This is a genomic window from Paenibacillus sp. FSL R10-2199 (assembly GCF_038000235.1).
In the GTDB taxonomy this organism is placed as follows: Bacteria; Bacillota; Bacilli; order Paenibacillales; family Paenibacillaceae; genus Paenibacillus_AQ; species Paenibacillus_AQ phytohabitans.
Map to the genome: position 1 here is coordinate 2,968,288 of NZ_JBBOBO010000001.1, position 22,719 is coordinate 2,991,006.

At 42.6% G+C, this 22,719-nt stretch carries 24 protein-coding genes and 1 tRNA gene; 12 read left to right on the top strand and 13 right to left on the bottom strand.

Annotated features, from left to right (window positions below; translation table 11 throughout):
- Positions 1-206 precede the first annotated feature (206 nt).
- Entirely contained in the window at positions 207-1,682 is a 1,476-nt protein-coding gene (locus tag NYE33_RS12940; RefSeq protein WP_341065996.1) for a glycosyl hydrolase, read from the top strand.
- A gap of 15 nt (positions 1,683-1,697) precedes the next feature.
- On the opposite strand, the gene NYE33_RS12945 is transcribed toward NYE33_RS12940, so the two are convergent.
- The gene (locus tag NYE33_RS12945; RefSeq protein ID WP_336101021.1) at positions 1,698-2,195 is read right to left on the bottom strand and encodes a zinc ribbon domain-containing protein; all 498 of its coding nucleotides are present in this window, start codon (positions 2,193-2,195) and stop codon (positions 1,698-1,700) included.
- Positions 2,196-2,393: 198 nt separating this feature from the next.
- On the opposite strand from NYE33_RS12945, the gene NYE33_RS12950 reads away from it, so the two are divergent.
- On the top strand, positions 2,394-3,014 hold the full coding sequence (locus tag NYE33_RS12950) for a hypothetical protein (protein ID WP_144026073.1): 621 nt from the start codon (positions 2,394-2,396) through the stop codon (positions 3,012-3,014).
- Between the two features lie 244 nt (positions 3,015-3,258).
- Positions 3,259-3,594 carry a YolD-like family protein gene (locus NYE33_RS12955; protein WP_042139302.1) on the top strand — a complete coding sequence of 112 codons (336 nt, stop codon included), beginning with the start codon at positions 3,259-3,261 and terminating at the stop codon, positions 3,592-3,594.
- 36 nt (positions 3,595-3,630) lie between these two features.
- On the opposite strand, the gene NYE33_RS12960 is transcribed toward NYE33_RS12955, so the two are convergent.
- On the bottom strand, positions 3,631-3,792 hold the full coding sequence (locus NYE33_RS12960; protein ID WP_197074292.1) for a hypothetical protein: 162 nt from the start codon (positions 3,790-3,792) through the stop codon (positions 3,631-3,633).
- A 251-nt stretch (positions 3,793-4,043) separates the two neighbouring features.
- On the opposite strand from NYE33_RS12960, the gene NYE33_RS12965 reads away from it, so the two are divergent.
- From NYE33_RS12965 to NYE33_RS12975, 3 genes are all read left to right on the top strand, one after another.
- A complete protein-coding gene (locus tag NYE33_RS12965) occupies positions 4,044-4,730 on the top strand; it encodes a M15 family metallopeptidase (protein ID WP_042139301.1) in 687 nt (228 codons plus the stop codon).
- Positions 4,731-4,806: 76 nt separating this feature from the next.
- The gene (locus NYE33_RS12970; RefSeq protein ID WP_341066000.1) at positions 4,807-5,262 is read left to right on the top strand and encodes a WGxxGxxG family protein; all 456 of its coding nucleotides are present in this window, start codon (positions 4,807-4,809) and stop codon (positions 5,260-5,262) included.
- 150 nt (positions 5,263-5,412) lie between these two features.
- Positions 5,413-5,498: transfer RNA gene (locus NYE33_RS12975), tRNA-Leu, on the top strand.
- A 169-nt stretch (positions 5,499-5,667) separates the two neighbouring features.
- Here the strand turns inward: NYE33_RS12975 and NYE33_RS12980 are convergent.
- The 4 genes from NYE33_RS12980 to NYE33_RS12995 form a co-directional block, all read right to left on the bottom strand.
- Complete coding sequence (locus tag NYE33_RS12980; protein WP_042139300.1) at positions 5,668-6,879, bottom strand: tyrosine-type recombinase/integrase; 1,212 nt, start codon at positions 6,877-6,879, stop codon at positions 5,668-5,670.
- Positions 6,880-6,956: 77 nt separating this feature from the next.
- Positions 6,957-7,220, bottom strand: a complete 264-nt coding sequence (locus NYE33_RS12985) for a helix-turn-helix domain-containing protein (RefSeq protein WP_042139298.1) — start codon at positions 7,218-7,220, stop codon at positions 6,957-6,959.
- Positions 7,221-7,690: 470 nt separating this feature from the next.
- Entirely contained in the window at positions 7,691-7,894 is a 204-nt protein-coding gene (locus tag NYE33_RS12990; RefSeq protein ID WP_042139297.1) for a helix-turn-helix domain-containing protein, read from the bottom strand.
- 53 nt (positions 7,895-7,947) lie between these two features.
- The gene (locus tag NYE33_RS12995; protein ID WP_042139296.1) at positions 7,948-8,334 is read right to left on the bottom strand and encodes a sigma-70 family RNA polymerase sigma factor; all 387 of its coding nucleotides are present in this window, start codon (positions 8,332-8,334) and stop codon (positions 7,948-7,950) included.
- 652 nt (positions 8,335-8,986) lie between these two features.
- Here NYE33_RS12995 and NYE33_RS13000 point away from each other — a divergent pair.
- Complete coding sequence (locus NYE33_RS13000; RefSeq protein ID WP_042139294.1) at positions 8,987-9,421, top strand: Rrf2 family transcriptional regulator; 435 nt, start codon at positions 8,987-8,989, stop codon at positions 9,419-9,421.
- Positions 9,422-9,502: 81 nt separating this feature from the next.
- The gene (locus tag NYE33_RS13005) at positions 9,503-10,360 is read left to right on the top strand and encodes an SDR family oxidoreductase (RefSeq protein WP_042139292.1); all 858 of its coding nucleotides are present in this window, start codon (positions 9,503-9,505) and stop codon (positions 10,358-10,360) included.
- Positions 10,361-10,613: 253 nt separating this feature from the next.
- Here NYE33_RS13005 and NYE33_RS13010 read toward each other — a convergent pair whose 3' ends face one another.
- Together NYE33_RS13010 and NYE33_RS13015 are read right to left on the bottom strand one after the other, a co-directional pair.
- On the bottom strand, positions 10,614-10,787 hold the full coding sequence (locus NYE33_RS13010) for a hypothetical protein (RefSeq protein ID WP_156118706.1): 174 nt from the start codon (positions 10,785-10,787) through the stop codon (positions 10,614-10,616).
- Between the two features lie 328 nt (positions 10,788-11,115).
- Positions 11,116-12,354, bottom strand: a complete 1,239-nt coding sequence (locus NYE33_RS13015; RefSeq protein WP_042139290.1) for a helix-turn-helix domain-containing protein — start codon at positions 12,352-12,354, stop codon at positions 11,116-11,118.
- 221 nt (positions 12,355-12,575) lie between these two features.
- Between NYE33_RS13015 and NYE33_RS13020 the strand changes: the two genes are divergently transcribed.
- Entirely contained in the window at positions 12,576-13,379 is an 804-nt protein-coding gene (locus NYE33_RS13020) for an SDR family NAD(P)-dependent oxidoreductase (protein ID WP_042139289.1), read from the top strand.
- 146 nt (positions 13,380-13,525) lie between these two features.
- On the opposite strand, the gene NYE33_RS13025 is transcribed toward NYE33_RS13020, so the two are convergent.
- Positions 13,526-14,695, bottom strand: a complete 1,170-nt coding sequence (locus NYE33_RS13025; RefSeq protein WP_042139288.1) for an MFS transporter — start codon at positions 14,693-14,695, stop codon at positions 13,526-13,528.
- Positions 14,696-15,099: 404 nt separating this feature from the next.
- A complete protein-coding gene (locus NYE33_RS13030; protein ID WP_197074291.1) occupies positions 15,100-16,170 on the bottom strand; it encodes a sugar phosphate isomerase/epimerase family protein in 1,071 nt (356 codons plus the stop codon).
- A gap of 114 nt (positions 16,171-16,284) precedes the next feature.
- Between NYE33_RS13030 and NYE33_RS13035 the strand changes: the two genes are divergently transcribed.
- A complete protein-coding gene (locus NYE33_RS13035) occupies positions 16,285-16,851 on the top strand; it encodes a TetR/AcrR family transcriptional regulator (RefSeq protein ID WP_042139287.1) in 567 nt (188 codons plus the stop codon).
- Between the two features lie 390 nt (positions 16,852-17,241).
- Here NYE33_RS13035 and NYE33_RS13040 read toward each other — a convergent pair whose 3' ends face one another.
- A complete protein-coding gene (locus NYE33_RS13040; protein ID WP_042139285.1) occupies positions 17,242-17,769 on the bottom strand; it encodes a PadR family transcriptional regulator in 528 nt (175 codons plus the stop codon).
- Between the two features lie 66 nt (positions 17,770-17,835).
- Positions 17,836-18,987: a YhgE/Pip domain-containing protein gene (locus tag NYE33_RS13045; RefSeq protein ID WP_042139283.1), complete on the bottom strand. Its 1,152-nt coding sequence runs from the start codon at positions 18,985-18,987 to the stop codon at positions 17,836-17,838.
- A gap of 254 nt (positions 18,988-19,241) precedes the next feature.
- On the opposite strand from NYE33_RS13045, the gene NYE33_RS13050 reads away from it, so the two are divergent.
- Both NYE33_RS13050 and NYE33_RS13055 read left to right on the top strand, forming a co-directional pair.
- A complete protein-coding gene (locus tag NYE33_RS13050) occupies positions 19,242-19,703 on the top strand; it encodes a MarR family winged helix-turn-helix transcriptional regulator (protein WP_042139282.1) in 462 nt (153 codons plus the stop codon).
- Between the two features lie 61 nt (positions 19,704-19,764).
- Positions 19,765-20,712, top strand: a complete 948-nt coding sequence (locus NYE33_RS13055) for an oxidoreductase (RefSeq protein WP_042139281.1) — start codon at positions 19,765-19,767, stop codon at positions 20,710-20,712.
- A gap of 125 nt (positions 20,713-20,837) precedes the next feature.
- On the opposite strand, the gene NYE33_RS13060 is transcribed toward NYE33_RS13055, so the two are convergent.
- Complete coding sequence (locus NYE33_RS13060; protein ID WP_042139280.1) at positions 20,838-22,487, bottom strand: S-layer homology domain-containing protein; 1,650 nt, start codon at positions 22,485-22,487, stop codon at positions 20,838-20,840.
- Positions 22,488-22,719: the final 232 nt, after the last annotated feature.

Genomic DNA, 22,719 nt, shown 5'->3' on the forward strand with positions numbered 1-22,719 from the left:
TTAGCATAGCTTCCAATGATAAGCTCCGGCAAAACTCGCTTCGGAAGCATACGCTTAAGTATTGTGGGCGCATGAAGCCTGCGCTCACAATAGTATAGCGTATGACTGCGGGATTGGAACAGACGTAATTCTTGTCTATCCGCCGTTCTGATGTTACATAATTCGCCATAAAATGTACAAACAGATGGAAAAGGATGGTGGATAAAGTGGAACAGCGTGTACTCAGAGATCTGCTGGATTCCGCGTCACGGCTGGTAGGGGATGTACAATGGCAGGCCGCCTTCCGCAGTGTGCTGATGAGTCCTGCGGATGCGGAGCTGGCCCTGCCGGCGCGTAAATTGCTGAACACCTTATACTGGCTGCAGGGGCAAGGCGTGATCAGCGGACAGCATGATTATCTGGAGAGCCCGGATGAATTCAGCGTGAAGCTGAAGAATACCGGCGGGAGCTATGCGGGACTTCACGGCTATGAAATGGGTGCCATCAGCAACCAGACGGAGCAGCAAATCAGCAGCCAGCGGCAGGCCGTCACAGACAGTGCGGTCCGCTGGCATCAGGCCGGGGGAATCGTGACGATGAGCTATCATGCCAATCTGCCGGGAACCGCTCCGGCCTGGGCGAATGTCTCGATGAGCCTCAGCGAAGCAGATTTCAACAAATATATTACTCCGGGAACCGTCCAATACACAGCAATGATTGCAGAGCTGGACAAAGTAGCCGTGTATCTCAAAAAGCTGAAGGATGCTGGTGTACCTGTGCTCTGGAGACCTTACCATGAGATGAACGGCGGCTGGTTCTGGTGGGGGCAGAAGTCTTCCTTCAGCACCCTCTGGGAGATTATGTTCGAGCGTTATACCATATATCACAAGCTGCATAATCTCCTGTGGGTGTGGAGTCCGAATGCGAAAAACCAGTGGTGTGACGAACCTGCGAAATATTACCCGGGCAGCGGGAGAGTGGATGTGCTGGCACTGGATATCTATGACGCAGACTTCAAGGGGGGCCATCATGACAGCCTCTGGGATCTGGGACGCGGCAAGCTGATCGCCATTGGCGAGAATGGGGAGCTTCCTCCGGCAGCCCTGCTGGCTGGTTCCCAGAACAAATGGAGCTACCAGATGACCTGGGGCAAGCTGCTGTATGAGAAGAACAGTGATGCGGTGATCAAAGCTTTTATGAAGGATAATTTCGTGTTCACGAGAGACGAATATGCAGCAAAGGCGGCAGCAATGGATCCATCACCGGGCGGCATTCCTAAGCCGGGCTTGTATGGCCAGTACTATAATAACATTACGCTCAGCGGTACGCCCGCCCTCACCCGGACGGATGCCAACATCAACTTCATCTGGAGACAGGCAGCCCCTGATCCGGCTATTGGTGCAGATTTGTTCTCGGTAAGATGGAGCGGCAGGCTAAGTGCGGTGTACAGTGAGACTTACACCATCTATACTTCTTCGGATGATGGCATCCGGGTGTGGATCGACGGCAAGCTGATTATTGACAGCTGGATGAAGCAGAGCGGGCAGGAACGGCAAGGCAGTGTGAAGCTGATTGCGGGTAAGCTGCATGAGCTGAAGGTGGAGTATTACGAGAACCAGGGGGATGCGCGGGCCGTGCTGATGTGGGAGAGCCCCAGCCAGGTCAAAAGCGTAATTCCGGCAGGGGCTTTGTATCTTCCTTAACAGTAAGGCCTTAGTTCAGATTTGTTCGCGGTAGCTGATGTTGTTGGCGACTTTTTCGTTGCGGACGGCTTGTCGCAGCACGTCTTTTACGGTCTGAACCTTGCGGATTTTGCGGAAAGGAAGCTGCGGCGACGAGGCGTCATCCGAGAGGATCGTAAGCGTTCCAATGCCTAATATACGGTCGGGAATCGACTGCGTGACGGAAAAATCATTGACCCGCAGCAGCTCGATTTCTTCGACATCCTTGCCGATCAGTCCGCTCTTCACCATAATCCGCTGGGTTGTAATTGTGTATCTGGTGGTATTGAGTCCAATAAGCCCCTTGAGCCGGTCGGATATGCCCGCAGGCTTACCCTGCCACAGCTCGGTTTCTGTGCTTGTTCCGGAGACCCGGCCTGCCGCCGGACGGCGTGCTGCTGCCGGAGCGTTATTATCCTCTGTACCTGCTCCGCATTCTCCGCAGAATTTGGCGCCTTGCTTATATTCCGCACCACAGGCTGTGCAATAAGGCATAAGATATCTTCCTCTCGTATAACGGATAATTTGATTATAGTATAACAAGAATTCCCAGTCACTACCGGGTTCTTCTTGTGTTTCTTACTGTGAATACGCTTTATCTCAGGAAAATGTTTCATCCCGGCCGATTTTACATTAATTTCATTTGCACTTAACAAAATTCGATATTATTCTGTTAAGTGGAGGGATATAAATATGAGACGATTTTTATTTGCAGGATTACTTATGATGGTTGTAGTCCTAAGTGCCTGCAGCAATGACAGCGCAGAACCTGCTTCGCAGGAAGTAGTGCAGGATACAGTTCAGAGCTTTTACAATGAAATGTCAAAATTCGATGAAATGGGTAAATCCTCGCTGGAAAATTTCAACACCACCTTAACTTCTTATTCAACCGGAGAGGCAACCGAGAAGGAGCTGCAGAAGGCCGTAGACGAGTTCCAGGATACAGCCTCCGATATTGCCGATCAGGTGAGTGATGTGAAGATTTCCAAGAGCCTGCCGGACACCATCCAGACGCTGCTCAGAGATTCAATTATTGCTTTTAAAAGTGCCTATTCCATTAAAGAGCAGGCCTCCAAAAGCGCGGTTTCTCCCGATGTAACTGCCGAGGAATTCAATGCAATGAACCAGCAGGCGGATGTAGCGATGCTGTACGGCATCTCCAAGCTGAATGAAGCCAGAGCGGCCGCCGGACTGATTGACCCGGAAGAGAGCACAGAAGGTCTAATTGTGGACCCGTCAGAAGCGGACGCGGCTGCGAAGACGGATACGGGAGCTGCAACGACAGAGAGCACGGCAGGAAACACGGCCAATTAAAAAGTATTCATCCCCGTTTAGTGCCTGAGTAATTACCAGAATGAATTCAAGCTAGCCCCACTGCTGTGGGGTTATTTTGTTGTGCCGGCGGAGTCCGGTATGGTTCCTTCCAGGTCTTGGTGCTTACATATATTTCTGCTTGCTTAAAAAGCCGGATCACGGATATAATACAAACATACGTTCGGTTGATGAGCGGACAACGTATTGCGGTATTGTATACAGACCATAGATTGGGGGAGCGGCAATGGGCAAAAAGCTGGAGGGCAATAACCTGTGGGACAGCAACCGGACAGTACTGCCGGAGCAGATGCGCGTAATCAGTAGAGGTGTACGGGAGACGTGGCAGAGCGTCAGGCCGGTTCCGGATGAGCACAAGCTGGAGGAGATTGAGCATACGCTGGCTTTGTCGCTGCGGAGTCATGTACGGGTAACGGTAGTGTTGTTTGACCCTCTTGAGCACAAGCTGCTTAGCGGATTTGTAACCTCCATTCACACCCACTCGCGCGAAATCAAGCTGCAGTGGGCGGAGGAATGGAAGTGGCTGAACGTGGATGATATTGTGGACGCCTATATCGTCTGAGGGTGCAGGCGAAGCTGGCCGGAGCGGACGGAGCGGTTAATTTCTCCGGGCGGCTTCCGTCTTTTCATAAGCAATCAGCGTGACTCCGGGATTCCCGGTCATCCGGGCGATGGCCGACTCGGCCCCGCGGATCACCTCAACAACATCCTCCTGATCGCTAAGTGCGGCTACCTTATAGCTGTCACTGTGAATATCCATGGTTGTCCACCTTTCCATGCGGGATTAAGGATTAAAGGTACTCCATGTTAGTGTGGCCTGTGGTGCAGCAATTCATCCTTGTTGGCTCCTGTTTACGCTAAGCTGGATCAAGCCTCATTAAAGCCCTCAGGATTGCCTGGGGGCTTATTTCGTATGCTTCAGGGAGCCTGGCAAACTTGGGCGGATGCAGGGGGGAAAGTGTACATGCAACATTGTACAAGGGGGCATTTACTATACCAGGGGGTGAGTATATGCTGACTTTGGATCAAGTGAAGAGTAAATCGGCAGGGTGGCTGGGCAATCTGCATCCGGTGCTGCTGGCGGGTGCTACAGAGCTCATCCGGCGGAGTTATGCCAGAGGGATTCCGATCCTCATTACCCAGGGAATGCGCACCATTGCCGAGCAGAATGCGCTATACGCGCAGGGAAGAACGAAGAAAGGCGCTATTGTAACCAATGCCAAGGGCGGGAACAGCTATCACAATTACGGCCTGGCAATTGATTACGCACTGCTGCTGCCGGATGGCAAAAGCGTATCCTGGGATATGAAACGTGACGGAGACGGGGATAAGGTAGCGGACTGGCAGGAGGTTGCACAGGAGGCGAAGAAGCTCGGTTTCGAGTGGGGCGGGGACTGGAGTTCCTTCAAGGACTACTCTCATCTGCAGATGACCTTCGGACTAACCACTGCTGAGCTCCGGGCCGGTAAGCACCCCACCGTTCAGCAGGTGAAGGACGCATTAAGCCGGATTAACGGAGGTGACCCAGAGGTGAATACCGAGGTTAAAGTAAATATCACATTGAACGGACAGAAGCTCACGACCGGCGTGCTGGATAACGTCACCACGTACGCTCCGGTACGCGCCATTGCCGAAGCGCTTGGAGCCAAAGTGACCTATGATGCGCTCAGCAAGACCGTGAACATCATAAAGGAATAATCTGCGTTGCATAGATGATGTGCCGTGTGGGGAAATTATCAGCGATAAACCACAACCACAGAGGAGGCATACCATCTTGAACAAGCTGATTACAAGCCTTGCATGCGGCACAGTACTTTCCATGAGTCTGCTCGGAGCCGGTTACACATCTGCTGCGGCTGGCACGACAGGAATGGGCGGAACGGCACCCGTTACCAACAGCACAACATCGGATACCCGGATGGGCACAATGGGTAACATGGGTGACATGGATGGCCGGAGCACACAAATGATGAACGGCCGGGGCAATACCATGAGGAACCAGACGACAGGCACCATGCACAAGAATGAGACGATCATGAAGGATAAAATCCGTACCGGAGACAACAGCTCCGTCTCTCCGCTGAACAACACTACACCAACCGGCATCTACCGGGCACAAAGCACCACAGGCGATAACGATAACGGCTCTAACTGGGGCTGGCTCGGCCTGCTCGGACTTCTGGGGCTGGTCGGTATGCGCAGCAGAAGCGGCGAGCGCGAACGCCACTAGACGGGGTTAGTAACTGCAAAGGGCCCGCATCAGTTTCGGCTGATCGGGCTGTTTGTTTGTATACAGGAAAATTTAATGGAAATTATTTATTGCGTATCCCCATAATACGTGATATTATATTTCTTGTCGCGTTAACCACGCACATAACATGCCGGGGTGGCGGAACAGGCAGACGCACAGGACTTAAAATCCTGCGGTACGTGAGTACCGTACGGGTTCGACCCCCGTCCTCGGCATCCTTGATTTATAAGGGTTTTTTCCGAAAAACCTTGGTTTTTGAAACAGTTTGGGAGAGAACTTTTTATCGAGTTCTCTCCTGCAGTTCTCTCCTTTTTCCGAAGGAGAGAACGAGGAGAAGATCGCATGACTCTCATGAATTATTGAGGGTGGTGCGATCTTTTTTTATTAAAAGACCAAAACACCACTCATTGTTGATGCCGAAGATACTTTGGAACTGTACTCAAGATGAGAATAAATGTTGGCCGTTGTAGAATAGTTGCTGTGTCCCAGCCATTCCTGAATTTCTTTCATACTGACTCCATTTGCGAGTAGGAGGCTTGCACAACTATGACGCAGGTCGTGATAGCGAATATGACGAAGACCATTTTTTTTAAGAGTTCTAGTGAAGTTCTGTGTGATATAGCCCGGTTTAATTCGTTGTCCCAACTTATCCAGATAGATATACTCCTCGTAATCAGTGCAGTAGGATTTACCACATATGGCTTTATTGAGAGCTTGAATCTCACGAATACGCAACAGTAATTCCTCAAAGGCTGGCACAAGAGGTAAGGTGCGGCGGCTTGGTTTGTTTTTAGCCCGGTCCTTTTCAATGATGTGTTCCTGACCTTCAAAATAAACCGGAGTTACAGTATGCCTAATACTAATCGTTTTGTTTTCAAAATTTATAGCTGTCCATTTCAACCCAACTACTTCACTTCGCCGCAATCCATAAAAAGCGGCAAGAATGACTGCTAGCTCTATCAGTTCGCCCTTAACTTTTTCAAACAGAATATTAGTCTCCTGCTTGTTGTAAAAACTGCCTACAAAATCATTCTTCTTAGGTCGTTCGATTTTATCTGCGGGATTAGTGTTAATTAAATCATTTTTGAGAGCATGCTTTAACGCTTTGCGAATATTAGCGTGATAATGGAGAACCGTATTGGTTGTCACTTCATTTTCCTCTAACTCATACTGATAGTAATCTTGTATGTGACTTGGTAATAATTCTTTTAGAAATAACCCCTTGTCTTCGAAGTAAGGAACGATATGATTAGTAATGACATTGTGGTACGAAGCATAGGTGATAAATTCAACCTGATGTTTCATCATTGCTAGCCACTGAAGCATGAAGACAGAAAATAGTGGTCCTTGATCGACTGGCTCTTCAGCTGGCATTTCTTCGATAATTTCTTCAACTATCGGTTCTTCCTCAGGAACCTCTAAAAGAAGAGTAAATTCCCTCCTTGTCTCTAATAGCAATGCTTCTGCTCTTTTTTTGTTTCCTTTAACCGTAAGACCAGTTGGAATCCACTTTGGTTTTCTCTTGCCTTCTTCATCCTTGCAATTCAAGACCATATAAAAAAGCCCTTTTTTTTCTTGTAGGTGGCCTGCTACCATGAATATTCCTCCTTCATAGCAGCCCGCATTGATCCTACCATTGACGTGTTAATTATAACACGTACGGTAGAGATGATTCAATGCACTAAAGCGTCACAGTGAGGTCTTTCAAATGTAAATATATTTAGATACAACAAAATATTTACTTTAGGAATTTTATAAGTTCGCCCAATTTTAAAGTGACTTATTTGATTTTCTTGTAAAAGTTTATAGGCAGTTTTGCTACTTATCCCACCAAGCATTTCACACATTTCAGCTATATTAACAACGTCTGGGTAGCTTTGGAATAAGAGGGCATAAATCTCTTGCTGATTGATTATCAAGTGGGCTTCAGTGTCCATAGTCAACCCCCATTTTTGTCTGGGATTTTAAAGTACAAGTAAAGAAGGATACACTTTATTTACACGAATAAAATACTAAAATACTACTACAAATTATCTTTTAGAAACATTTCAAGTTGTCAGTGGTTGCTGACAACACAGCTCTGATTTTCTCAGAGACTCCCCCTCAACTGAGCAGGCTGCCCCCAATACAGTTACGTTGGCCGGGCAGGAGTATCATTATCCCTCTTGTAGGTTATTGCGAGTCAATCCACCACAGATTGATTTAAGCCGGAAATAGGTCGCTATTCCTAAGATTTCTGTATAAGGTGTCATGGCGGTCCCGCTAAGTCGCTTTCCATTCTAATGGATACAAGAGTAATGTACTTGAAATTTGTTTTATGGAGTTATCAAAGAGCGCTATAAATAGTAACAGTTTTAAATAGGGTCGAATTATAAAAAGGGCAACCAAGTTGCCACTTTTATTCTTCTCAAAATCCCATATAACGTGTTAGATCAAAGCGTCTAACGGCCATAATAAACTCTATAGTTAATTGTTGTTTACAATCTTCATTAAATTTTCCATTATGCCAAGATAATTTATATATTAACCCTTCGTAACGTTGTATAAGTTCAGTTTCAGCCTGAGTATTTCCTTCTTGTGATAATTTGATAAGTTCGAATACTTCTCGCATCTTCTCATCTCCTATCAATTTTAGATATAGAATAAATGAAAGGCGAATAGAGATTATTTCTCTAACTTTATCTTTAATTTCTCTAACAGTTTCTTTTTTGCTTTTGTTACCGCTTGTCTACTAACTCCTAGTATTGTTGCTACTTGTCGATCTGTGTACTCCTTATAGAATTTTAAATAAATGAGTCTCTTCTCTAATGGTTTTAAGGAAGATAGCGCTTCATACAATGATTCATCTTCAAGAATATTAAAATGAGTTGTATAATCCGTTTTGTTAAATAAAGCGTTTTCTTTAATTTCATTTAAAGATCTAAATCGTGTACTTTCCATATCGAAGTGTTTAAAAAAAGTTATGCTTCTGTGAATGAGACAAGATTTAACGTAGCTACTAAATCCTTTTTCAACTGTGGAAAATAAATCTTGTTTGGTGTAAGATCTCACACTTATCCCCTCCTTTCATTTTTAAATGTCGATTTCAGTTGAAAAAGGCTACTTTTTTAAAAAAATACAATTAACATTCATAAAATGGAAAAGTACTAATAAAATTTGGAAGTTTTTCTAACATACTTACTAAAAAAACCCTTCTTTGCTGAAGGGTGGGGGTTAAAAGTATACTCCTTTATTTGTGAAAATGAAGTGAATATAAAGTTATATGAATTCTTTGAATTGCATGAAATTGCATGAAATTTGTCGAAAATAAATTGCATTTTCTCTATGTAATAATTGCATTACTTTCTTACTATATAAATATTATACTTTTAAAAAAACTACTCAATATGTCATTTTCAATTTTATACAATGTCATTTTTAAGGTGATACAAAAGATCTATTTAAACCCGAGAGGATTTTTGTTATGCCAGCAAAGCAAGGCAAAACTTTTAATCGACATTGTAAAGATTTTTTAAGAAAGAGGCTGTTCGTCTCGTAAATGCAGGTATAATTAATCAATAGTATATTTTGATCTTTTACTTATTATGGATATATATTACAACTTGGTGCGCATTCACCGCCAATAACGAACTCATATATAAAATTATTATTGACATAAACCACCGTTGTAAATAAAATGGTTACAACGGTGGTGGTGATGAATATGAAAAGAATTAGTTCGCGTTTTTCGATGGCGGTTCACACTCTATCGATGATTGCACTGTGTCCTCTGGAATGTACAGGAGATTCTATTGCAAATAGTGTAAATACCAATCCTGTAGTCATACGCAAAATTATAGGAATGTTAAAAAGGGCTGGATTATTAGGCGTTCGTGCAGGAGTGGGTGGTGCTTATTTGCTAAAGGATCCTGAGCATATTACACTTTTAGATATTTACCGGGCCGTTCATGTTGCTGACGAAGATCATTTGTTTGATATTCATAACACTCGGAGTCTAAATTGTTTAGTAGGCCGAAATATTGAGAAGGTATTACAAGACGAACTGAAAGAAGCACAGGAGGCAATGGAGAATCGATTAACACAGACGACTCTAGGTCAATTAACCCAATTATTTTGGATAGACAATAATAGCTCTTAAAAAGGGCTTTTATTTTATAGATATGTTGTAACCGATAATGTTATAACAAAAAAAGTTACAACGACTTAGGAGGAAATAACAATGACAATATTAGTGACAGGAGCAACAGGACAGTTGGGTTCCAAAATCATGAACCAACTGCTAAAATCCATTCCAGCTAGTGAACTTGCTGTTAGTGTACGAAACCCGGAGAAAGCGGAGCAACTCCGTGCTCAGGGCGTCGATGTGCGTTATGGAGACTTTGCTAAGCCAGAAACATTGGATGATGCTTTTACTGGGGTTGACCGACTGTTGATCATCTCTTCAGGTGGACCTGATGACATTCAAATTAGCCAGCACACTAACGCGGTGGAAGCGGCTGTACGAGCTAAAGTCGCCTTTATTGCATACACTAGTGTGACCAATGCTCAGGAGAGCCAGCTATCACTAATTCCGGCACATAGAGTGACGGAGCAGATAATCAAGGCTAGCGGTATTCCATATTCGTTCCTTCGCAACAATTGGTATCTTGAAAATGAAATATCAAGTATTAAAGCTACAATGGCTGGAGCACCGTGGATAACCTCTTCTGGTACCGGCAGAGGAGGCTGGGCCACTCGGGAAGATTATGCAATAGCCATTGCCGCTGTACTTACTGGTAGCGGACATGAGAACACGGTCTATGAACTCAGCGGACCCCCACAGGATGAGCTTGCAGCTTCAGTAGGAGTTGCAATAGGTGAAAAAGTTATTGTGCAGCATGTGGATGATGAAACATACATTGAAATTATGAAAGGTGTAGGTGTACCCGAATATGCTATCCCAGTACTAGTTGGTATTCAGCAGGGTAATCGTGAAGGCTATATGGACTTCACAAGTGGCGATTTTGAAAAGCTGTTGGGTCGTCCTTTAACATCAACCGTTGAAGGCGTACGTCAGATAATTAGCAGCCTATCCTAGGAAGAAAATTAGGCACTACTAATAAACGTACAACATACTTATACATGTAGCTTCAAGAAGTTTGTGTAAAAGAGTAGAAGTACCTCCTGGGTTACGGGTTGGGGTGTAGTTGTTTCAGGGGGAAGGGGGAACCCCGACCCCCCAGAAACAGGATTCATCAGCCACTCCTCTTTTGGTGTGGGCAAGGAAGGGGAGCGTGCTTCAAATAGCTCATTTAGCTTCTTTTTGACTGTATTCATATCAATGCCAGGAACTACCCGGTCTGATGACGTTCATAGTAGTCAAGCATTTCCAAAAACATAATTTTCTCTGCCCGCAGTTCCTTAATCGATGCCGGGCAAAATATCGTTTGGAAAGTATAATGTGTATTTTTCTTGGTCACCAGCCGCTCCAGTTCATCGAACGTCCATACCGGTCGGGCAGGCATGTTCGCGGTTGGCGTCAGTTCAGTGGAATCTTTACATCAGGCTTGACCTAATTGTATCGAGGATGATAAGTAGTAAATAACTGATCATAAGCGCGTACTGGGATACAACGGTGCGTGCTGTTTTTCATTACACTCATGCTGTCCAACTTGCTAATTATTCAAAATAGAATGCATTAGATAAGTAAACATGACACGAATTATTGAAATCTAACCAACAACAATTTATTTTAACTTGGGATGGAGAAATTCGTATTTTATTTGAGCAACTCGCACCTATCGAAGATCCATAAGGCTTTTCAAGTGCACCTGTTATAGGTGGTTTTGGCAATTACTCATTCAAAAAGTGAAATCTTTCCCTATAAAACTTGGGGGTGACTCCAGTCACTTTTTTAAATACCTTAGTAAAATAACTTTGATCATTAAAGGACAACAAGGTACAAATCTCGGAAATAGATGTTTTGCTATAGGTGAGTAATTTCTTTGCTTCATCGATTTTCATTTGTTGAATATATTCACTTACGGTGAGACCGACTTCTTTTTTAAATAATGCAGAAAGATATTTTGGGCTAAGTCCAACTGTCCGGGCTATATCATTGTGACTTATGTTTTCGTAAATATGTTGGTAAATATAATTTTTACATGAAATTATTGTTTTAGAATAGCGTTCTATTTTTACTTGCCGAACTTTTTTGGCATAAGTATAAAGTACTTCTTTGGCCAATTCTCTAATCTCATCTAATGACTCCAGCTCTTCCACCTGTTGAATGTAACGATTAAGTAGTCTATGGGCAATTTCCTCATGAAATCCACCTTCAATAGCAGCTCTGGACACCAAAGTGATGAGGATTATTATATGATTCTTATTAGAACGAATATAACTGGTTTTCGATAAAACACTGGCTTCTTCTTCTTCTGAAATTGGAAGATCTTTTAGGTCCTCTACTTTTCCCTCTTTTATAATTTCTATTATTTTCTTTTCAAATAATCGTTCGCGAAAAAGACTTGAATGTAAATTCCTAGTGAGCTCTAACTCCATTTTCTCTATTTTTACATTAGGTTCTGTTATTTCAGCATTTTTCTTCCATACGGATTCCGGTGGAAACAAGACATGGTTAAACATGTAGAATACTATTGTACTTATACTTAACAGTTTTTCGTGTAGAACAATAGGGATCAACTTGTAATATTGTAGGATTTTATCACGATAAAAAAATCCGCGTGAATCATGGATTATTCCTTTCACTCTATCCTCAGATATAGGGTAGGAAACAGAGGGGCCAATTAATGCGGTACCTTCAAATGTTTGATTGTTAAAAATAGTAATCAGTATAAATTTTTCTGAAAATGCCGACTTCTTAATTAATGGGAATTCATACGGTTTACTCGCGTAGAAATTCAATTGCGCAAATAATTTTTGTTTTTGGTTCTCATAAAGAGGATTGAAAAACGGTTGATTTGAGGATTCATATATTATTTTCCCGTTTGGGTCAATATATAAAACGCTTAAACCAAAAGTACTGGAAATGAGATCGCATATTTTCTTGTTTTTATCAATGTAAGAGTCCATGCACTTTCCCCTTTCCTCATTCAAGTACAATAAGCTCAATGCTTCATGTGGTAATTGTACAAAAAAAAGTACGAAAATACCATAATGATTTAATTTTCAGTGATATGATAGCGCTTAGAGCTGCGACCGTAGTATTGCAATACATACGGATTATCAGTAATTCCTATAAAAGTCTGATTCTTTGATAAAAGGCGATTATTTAAGAGAGGGTGTTAAGACAAATGAAGGTATTGGACAAAGTTATTGTTGTTACAGGAGCGGGAGGCGGAATCGGTAGAGAATTGGTTCTTAATCTGCTTTCAAAGGGTGCGAGTGTTGCTGCTGTAGATATAAGTAAGGAAGCATTAGAGATAACTGTGAATCAAGCAGACAATAAAAGCCGGAGGCTTTCTACACACATCGTAAATCTAACGGAGCGGGATGCAGTCGAAGCACTTCCGGAGCAAGTTATTGATCATCATGGAAAAGTGGATGGAATCATAAATAATGCAGGTATTATTCATCCATTTTTAAAAGTCAATGAACTGGAATACGATAAAATCAAGTTAGTCATGGATATTAATTTTTACGGGACACTTTATATGGTAAAGACATTTCTTCCTTATCTGCTGAATAGACCAGTTGCGCATATTGCCAATGTATCCAGTATGGGAGGATTTCTTCCGGTTCCCGGTCAAACCATTTATGGCGCATCTAAGGCTGCTGTGAAACTTTTGACAGAGGGCCTCCAAGCTGAACTTAAAGATACAAATGTGAAAGTAACCGTTGTTTTTCCTGGCGGAGTAAGCACAAACATTATGATGAATTCCGGATTGGATGTTGCAGATAATAAGGAGATAAGTAAGGAACAAATGTCCCAATTGTTAACGCCTAAAGAAGCTGCCGAAATTATTGTGAAGGGGATTGAAAATGACCGGATTCGAGTGTTGGCGGGCAAGGATTCCAAAATAATGGATAAACTCTATCGTTTGAGTCCTAGAAGAGCGTCAAATCTTATTGCTGATAAAATGAAGGATTTGATCTAGGAGAAGATCAGTGTTCCCATTTACAGTGAAATGGAAAAGAGATTGCTACTATGAACGAATGGGGGAATTAGTAGCAACCATTTTCTTGACAGAAGAGCATCTACGACTTAGGCCGGATTATAGAAATCTTGTATTAGTGCAATACTTTATATAAGCTTATGTTTGTAAACTCTATTAACCATTTCTGAAGATACAAACATGATGCTAAAAAGTAGAAGCAAGATAATGGGTACCATAAACATACCAAATTGGCTTGCAATAAACCCCATTAATAAAGGTATCAATGTAGAACCTGTATAAGCACTTGCCATTTCAAGTCCAATTACACTCGAAGAAGCTTTTTCCCCAAACCGTTCTGGTGTGGCATGAACAATACTCGGATAGATGGGTGCTCCACCTAGTCCAACAATGAGCAATGCTCCTGCAGCAACCCAATGTGGAACCGGTAAAATAAGAATTAGAAGTCCGACACAGCCAACTAATCCACCGTATCGTATCAGCCTTTTGCTGGATAATTTAGTCGAAAGAAATCCGGAAAAAATACGCCCTATAATGATTCCAATATAAAATAGGGAAGAAAAGGCTGCTGCGGTGCCAGGAGTAATTCCTTTGCTTTCAATAAAGAAGGATGCCATCCATAGACCAGCGGCTGTTTCCGAACCATTGTAACAAAGCATGGAGACCATGGACATTTTCACACCCCTGATTCGTAAGGCTTCTCTGTTACTGATGAGTGTCTTCTCGTCTCCTTCTTCTATCTTACCGTTCTCAAAAACCTTCCATAAAGACAGCGATCCCAATAAAATTAGAGCTATGATAGTAAGTACTATCCCTATAGTAAGGTATCCCATACGCCAGTTATTTCCATGATCCAGCGAAAATGACATTACAATAGGTCCCGTCATTGCTCCAATCCCCCAGAAACAATGCAACCAGCTCATATGCCTGGCCTTAAAATGTAGCGCTACATAGTTACTTAATGCTGCATCTACAGAACCAGCACCTAATCCCAAAGGAATTGCCAGTAGTATAAAGAATAAGAACTCGTTTGAAAAGTAAAATCCGAATAAGGAGAACGTTGTTAATAGAATGCTGAACAAGGTTACCTTTCCAGTGCCAAATCTATGCAACAATCTGCTTGCAAATAAACTGGATACAACCGTACAGAATGAGACCGTTAACGATATATAACCTGCCATTTCTGTTGTGGCATCAATATCAAGTTTCATAATAGACCATGCACTTCCAAGCAAGGCGTCAGGCAAACCGAGACCTATGAATGCCAGGTAAATAATAATCAGCAATAATGTAACCATCTCTAATCTCTCCTTAATTTGTATGCACTTTGCAATAGCATTATAACAATATAAATCTATCTTAAATAGCAATAATCAATTAATAAATAACACTATTTCGATGTCCTCGTAAGGGTAAGAGCCTTTATCTAGGAGTAGCTGACTTTGAATAGCAAGAACAAACGAGTCTGAAGACAGAGGGGCATGATTCTGCTTATCTCGGGTACACAATTGAACTGGGGCAAGCCGGGGTAGTAGGTGAGCTATGGCAGGTAATATGTAATAGAGTGTCCCAAATGCCAAGAATGGCTTGGGACACTCTTATATATGTTTACTTTCCGGGCAAAAAAACAGAGAAGGTGCTTGGAGGAGAAGCAACTGCATAACGGTAGCTTAGAATATGGTGGCAGAATCAGCTCCACAATTTAAAATGGTTCGGTAGCATTATCTTTCTGTACTTCTTTCTCTTGGCCACCAAACTTTTCCTGCATGTATCCTGCGCTAACCTGGATACTCTTGATTGGGTCGTTATCCACCCAATTTTTATGAGTTTCTAATATAACACCTTCTACTCCGTTTTTTATAGCAATTGCTGAGAGAGTATCCAGATCCATATTTCCATATCCTAATTCAGTAGCATTTTCTTTCAGTATGGGTGTCATATAGGGACCTGATTTGGTATGTCCGCGGTCATTGATATGCCATAGTTTCATTCGGCTGCCCAGTTTTTCCATCAAAGCCGGAACATTAGCCCCGCCATCGGCCATCCAGTAACTATCAAACTCGAAATTAACATATGCAGGATCTGTTTTTTCAATAATAATGTCGTAAGCTGTTTTATCAGGGGTGACCTTTTGCAGTTCAACATTATGATTATGATATAAAAGACGTATCCCTTCTTCAGAAAGGGCTTTTCCTGCCTGGTTCAGACTTTGAACAAGTTCTTCCACGTCATCTAAACTACTATAATCAAATTTGTACATACCAGTAATAATTACTGTATCTGTACCGAATTTTTTCGCTTCAACGGCTATCGCTTTTGGATCCTTCTCAATGCTCCCCAGATTACTATGTAGGCTTACGACCTTCAGTCCGCTTTCCTTAATCAGCTTAGGCCAATCAAGCTTGCCGCCATTGCCAATAGGCATTCCTGAGAACTTTGTCATTAGTTTTACAAGAATGGAAGACTTGTGAATCATAAAATCATTTAATTCGATAGAATCATAACCTGCATTTTTGATATTAAGTAATGTTTGTAAAGCATTATCATAATTATTACTCATTGTTCCTATCATAATCTGTTGAACTGCAGTTGTTATATGCTGTGAATTATTCCGGTCCTTACTTTTTACAATTTTGCTTTGCTCCGTTTTGTGTGATTTGACAATTTTATTAATGCGGATATTTTCTTTGATTTCATACCCGGCAACAAGAATTATTATGAGACTAATACACGCAATGCTTACTTTTAGTACCTTTTTTCTGTTTTTTTTCAATTTGTACATCTCCGTTTCATTGACTTATTTCATGAGTACTTTACAATAATATCAACATCTGTCTATTTTACAACCGACAGATTCTTCGGAAATGTCGAATACAATGGAGGCCTTATGTCAGAAAAAAATAATGTCAACCAGAGGGTGATGCTAACGAAACGCTTGGTTGGCGAAGCTTTATTAAAAATGTTAAAGACGCGTAATATTAATAAAATATCCATACGGGAACTATGCCAAGTTGCAGGGATTAATCGCACTACATTTTATAATCACTATGGAAGTCAATATGATGTATTAAATGAAATTGCTGAGACGTACATTCAAAATACTTCATTTACCGTTATAAATGATCTTGCAGCAGGCAAAAATATAGATGAATGTCTGACTCGGATTCTGCAATACATAAAAGAAAATATTGAATTTATAAAACTCGTAATTAACCTTGAGAATTATGATCTCATCTCCCGCATTACTATCTCACTGCCGCAGTTTGATCATATGGTCATTAAACACTTACCGGAAAAATTGGATTTGAAGGAAAAGAAGGCAATTGCCTCGTATGTCCAGTATGGAACAGTAAGACTTCTTAAAGAATGGATTCTCACAGATTGTTTAGAGTCACCGGAAGAAGAAGTGAAATTAATTCTGAAAATGGCTGGAAGAACGATTGGTAACGGATAACCGCCTGCAATAATCAGAGCCATGCTGATTCTGAAGAGACAATCTACGAGATATTCCAAGGGATGGTTGACATGCCATGAATGAATCCCACAGATCTCCATTTGTGGTGTTTGAATATATACAAAAATCTTCCAGATGGTTGGATATTCAGATATAGAGCATTTTTCAAGGATGTTCGAAAAGCTCGTGGGCTGCAAACCCAGAGATTTCAGGAAAAACAAACTAAGTGTTTGATTTGAAAATAAATGCCTGCGGGTTCAGCAGAACTGACATCAATTTTGCGCGGTACGCAATTGGACAAGAACTAAAGTATTTAGTTTTGTGTTTAAGGGCGTAACGCGCATTTTTTGTCTCACTGAACTAAGTTTGGAGTTGCTTTCTGCTGTATGCTCATCCTTTCACTTCTAGGAGCAGCTTGTGCAGCAAGGCAATATCATTTTGGACTGATTGATGGGCATGTTCTGAAATCAGCCGGACGGAGAATTTTTTAGAATCGGGAATGTTTGATAATTCAGAATCGCCATTTTCAATCAAAAGCTTTCTTCTATTCAGCCGTTCAATGGCATCTTCGATCAAATAAGCAAGCTTCCTGCTGTCAACCTTATCCAGAAAAAAGAGGGAGGAGTACAGGGAAGTGAAATTTGTTAAGTTTTGAAATGCGGAATAGATTTCTTCCACCAGTGTTTCACGGCCCTTTTCTGTAATTCCATAGGTCGTTTTCTCGGGACGGTTGTCGGTCTGCTCAACCTTGATTTTTTGAATAAGTCCTTTTTTTAAAAGAACCTCAAAATTATAATAAAGGGTTCCATCGTTGATCGGAAATGAATTATCGAGAGGCTTTAGAACTTGCTTCTTCAGATCGTAAGGATGATGCTCCCCCTCGCTCAGGATACCAAGGATAAATATTTGAAGCGACATAAGACTCCTCCTAGAATATATATGAAAAGAGCCGTCTGCCGTAAAGGGCATTCGGCTCTTTCTATTTTACATGAAGAGCGGCTGAGGTGCATCACCGGGGCTTAATTTAGTGTACGGCTTGAAATGGTGGATTACAGTATTCAAAGCAAGCGCTGAAACCATGATAAGGCTAAGACCTAACAGCAGTACAGCAGAACGCCCTCCGCCGAATAGCAAATTGTAGTCCAACTGAACGGTATAAAACATTACGGAAATATGGCTAATGGCTTTATAAAATCCTGGCATCATAACCTGTGGCACCACCGATCCATTGGCGATGGTCTGAATCAGCAAGAACGGTAGATTTAGCATCATGCCTGCCTGTCCAAAGAGGAGGCAGAAAATGCTGGTGAACTGAATGGCTGCGAATAATTCGAGAGCGTGCAACAGCCACAAATGAACAAACGTACCAGCTCCATATCCGTGTATGGCGAAATAAATGCTAAGCCCGATCAAGGGGACGATCAGAGAAATTATAGCATTGGTACCTTGCAGCGAAAGGAAGGCTTTCCATTTTCCAAGCTTACCCTTTAATTGGTTCAATGCACCGATTGCCATCATGGAGTATATCATAGCCCCGACATAAGAGGACATCGTCAGAAACATTGGAGCCATTTGATTATGCATCCCGGCTGGCTGAGGATTGGAATCTATTACATTGGCCTGGACTTTGTTAACAATGCCTGCGGCCATCTCCTTGGCCTGCACCTCCGACATCTTCATATTTTGCAGTACACCTTCAATGCCGCTTGTTTGCAGCTGGGTACTGATTTTTTCTGTGATCTGCGTTACTACATTTTGTACTGTGCTGTTGGTGGTAGCTGGATTGGATTGGTTGATATAATAATCCAGTTGAACTTGCTGGTCCGGAGCAGAGAGCTTCTGTGTAAAATCCTGAGGGATGTGCATGATCAGATGAATGTCCCGGTCTTCAAGCTTTTGCTGAGCCGTCTTTAGATCGGTATCCGTCTGCACCTGAAACGGCAGCTCCTGCTCAAGCTGCTTCGCAAATTCCATCCCGTACTGCTTATCTTCATTTACAATTGCCACCGAGAGATTGCCGATGTTCTTCGGAACCGCACTATAACCGGAAGTGAAGACTCCGATCATAATGATTTGGTAAAAAATCATCATAAAAACACCACTCAGAATTGCCTTGTTTTTGAAAAATGATTTCATCGCTCACACCATCCATATACTTTATTTAGAATACTCTATTTAAAGTATATCTTTTCATGGATGCTGTCAATAGTTTCGAGAAATAGTGGATTATATTAATATTGAAGAGGTTGTCATATTGTGAAGGGAAGCAGGCAGAATTGAAAATCCTATATTGAAAACGGAAGAGTTAAGTACTATACTGTAAATAACTAAACAGTTAATTTATTAACTTAAGGTGACTTGAACTGACAGTTAAAAGAAAGGAATAAAAAATGGATCAAAACTTAAAAACTCAATTCGTGCATTCGATATTTCAATTAAAGAGGCTACATGGAGCGGGACTCGGAAAGGAGACGGGAGGGAACAAGAGTGACATTAACATGACAGAACTTGTTCTAATGAAAGGAATCGCCGACAATTCCACCGATTCCGAAAACAACATCGGTTTGCCCGACGTTCGGGGATACCTGTCAATCTCCAAAGCGGCAGTTTCCCAAATGTTGGGGACACTTGAGAAGAAAGGATATATAAACAGAGACTTAGACAAGAATAATCGTAGAAACCTTGTAGTTACACTCACCCCCAAAGGACGTGAGATTCTAAAGAACAAGGATAACGAGTTTAACGATAGGCTTGATAAAATCATAACTCATCTCGGAGAAGATGATGTTAAACAAATGATAACGATTGTTAACCGTATGATAGAGTATACAAACAAACTTAATAACGAATAAGACAGGATGAATGAGAGAAGATATTCAAATAAGCAAAAGAAGGGGAAGAGGTTATGAATACATGAAGAATAAAGAGCGTTGGACGATTTCCGATATTCCCTCCCAGAAAGGCCGCTTGATTCTTGTCACAGGTACAGGGGGGTTAGGTTATATAACCGCTTTAATTCTGGTCCGTGCAGGTGCGGAAGTTATTCTGGCAGGACGAAACAGAAGTAAGGGGGAGGCGGCAGTCAAAGAAATTCAGTCAAATGTTGTTTCGGCAAACATACATTTTGAACAGCTTGATCTTGGAGATCTTGCCTCCATAGAAGCTTCCGTAAAACGAATATGCGATAAGTATCCAAGGCTGGATGTCCTTATTAACAACGCCGGAGTGATTATGAGCCAGCAACGACAAGTTACAAAGGATGGCTTTGAATTGCAGTTTGGCACAAATTACCTTGGACATTTTGCGTTGACAGCTCATCTTATGCCGCTTTTACGAAAAGGACACAACCCACGAGTTGTCAATGTCTGTGCCCTGGCCGCCAATAGTGCTGTGATTAATTTTGATGATCTGCAGGCAGAACACCTTTATAAGCCCATGCCAGTATATGGTCAATCAAAACTGGCTAACTTGATTTTTTCACTTGAGCTTCATCGCCGTAGCATGGCTGAAGAGTGGGGAGTTATGAGCATTGCCGTTCATCCGGGCTTATCTCGATCAGATTTGGTTGACAATGGAACAAGAGAAAAAAGCAAGATGCCGCTTGCGCTTCGTCTGATTGGACCAATAATGATACAGTCGGCTGAACAAGGGGCTTTGCCAACGATTTTTGCAGCAACCTCCCCGGAGGCCGTCAGCGGACAGTATTATGGACCGGATGGAGTTAAAGAAACAAGGGGATTCCCTGCACCTGCCAAAATACCGGCTACTGCAAAAGATGTAAATACGGCCATACGATTATGGGAAATCTCCAAACAGTTGACGAATTTGGATTTCGAGAGGATATTATCGGGGATATCCTAAATAAAATCATGCCGGTTACTACTCTGCCAAGGATGCGAGCGCAGTATTATGCAGAAAAAGCGGCCGAGGAGGCCGCTTTTATCATTTCTGTAATAGCACTGCTCATCCAGACTGTATTCGGTTTGCTACATCCTACTAGCCAGCAGTTCTACAAATTTGGTTGCTTCCGCTCCGGTCACAAGTCGATTGGGCACGAAATGGGTTGCGGAATCACCCTTCAGGATCCCCGCCGCAACGGAGCGTCCAATAGCTCCGGAAGCCCAGTGCCCGATCGGCACGTCACTGAATGCTGCCAGGCTTGTTGCAGATGAGGCTTGTGTTTGGCCCGTATTCCGCATAATATTATCAGCGATCGTCGCAAGCTGCGCCCGCGTCACACCCAAATCTGGATTAAACAGGCCTGCGCCGGTTCCTTTCATAATCCCAGCCGTCGTAATTTGGCGGATTTCCAGATCCCTGAGTGAATCTACGGTATCCTTATAAATATCCGTACCGATCACTTCTCTTAGCTTCAGGCGGTCAGTCAATAACGCAGCTAACTCGGCACGTGTCACTTGAGCATCCTGTTGTAGAGAGAATGGTGCGGTAGCAGTTTTTTTCTGTTCAAATAACCAAGCCAGCATATTCTTATCGTTAAATACTGGTATCCAGGAACAGTGTCTGAAATCTCCGAACAGCTGTTGAGAGGCCATAAACGCATCATCATAGATAGTTAGATTGGCCTGCTTGTTGCCCATTTCAGTCAATGCCGCATACGTCAGTGTGCTTGTCCGGCTATTCGTAATCGGGTCATTTTGTGCATGCACGAGCCATACTGGCACATCCGTCAGATCCTTGAGTTCCATTTTAAACTTATCTACGGATCCTGTGTAATCGGCTACGGCGTCTTTCGCCGCAACGATAATGGAACCCGCGAACAAATCTGGATACTGCATCATGAAACGAAGCGCACCGCCACCGCCGCTGGACACCCCAACAACATAAATCCGATTTGGATCTGCTTTGCCGGAATCGACAAGCTTATTGATTAACTCTGCCTGTACTTCAAAATAATCACGCATTAGCGTAAGTTCCTCGGGATTGTTATAGATCTTCCACCCGTAGTTTTTTGGGAATTGTACCGCTAAAACAGATGCATCGTACCCTGAGTCTAGCCAGGCAACAGCGCCTTTGTTCTCGGTGAGTTGCTTGAGGTTATCTGTTCCGACCTCTCCGCCGCCGTGCAGCCATACGACCAGAGGGTTCGGGGTTGTGGATTCGGTAAGTTTAAGGCGATAGTTCAACTTCTCCCCGTTAGTGCCTGTATACTCCCCCGGAACAAAATCATCAATCGACTGTGTTTTCACATCCGTCACGGTGGCCTCATTAAACGACAATTCGGGGTAACGTTCGTTCGTCACGGCAAACTTTGACACTGGCCCCCCCGAATATTTAAATGGCTTTACTTTAAGCGATAAAATGTTATCCGACCAACTTAGTTCAACCCCGTCATCCGCATAATCGTGTTGCACAGTCTCGTTTTTCTCGTTAACAGGATAACCGTCGAAGTTGCCGGTAATGACAAAGTCGGATGCCTTCAAATCGGCATATAAGCTAGTGCTTCTCACCTGCAGTTCAAATGATTTAACCATTCGTCCAGTATCGCCGATATACGTGTTTGCTGTAATCTGCGCTGGTGAAGCTGCTTCAGCTTTCGCAGGCAGTCCACCGGTCAGCATGGTGCAAGCTGCCATTACTACCGACAGAATCAGGCCACTACCCTTTTTCAAGTTCATCCTTCGTACCTCCAGTTATAAAGTTATGTTATTTGTACACGAGTCGGATCAAGTCGCTTGAAATGAAAAAAACCTAACTCGAACCGACATAGGAAAAATCCATGTCTGATTCGATTTAGGTTTTGCCCGATTAAGCGGTTACAATCCACATCGTATCTACATACGAAATCATATATACGAACTTTGCAAAAGTCAACAAGTTATTTTTAATGTTTACAAAATAAAAAAAGTA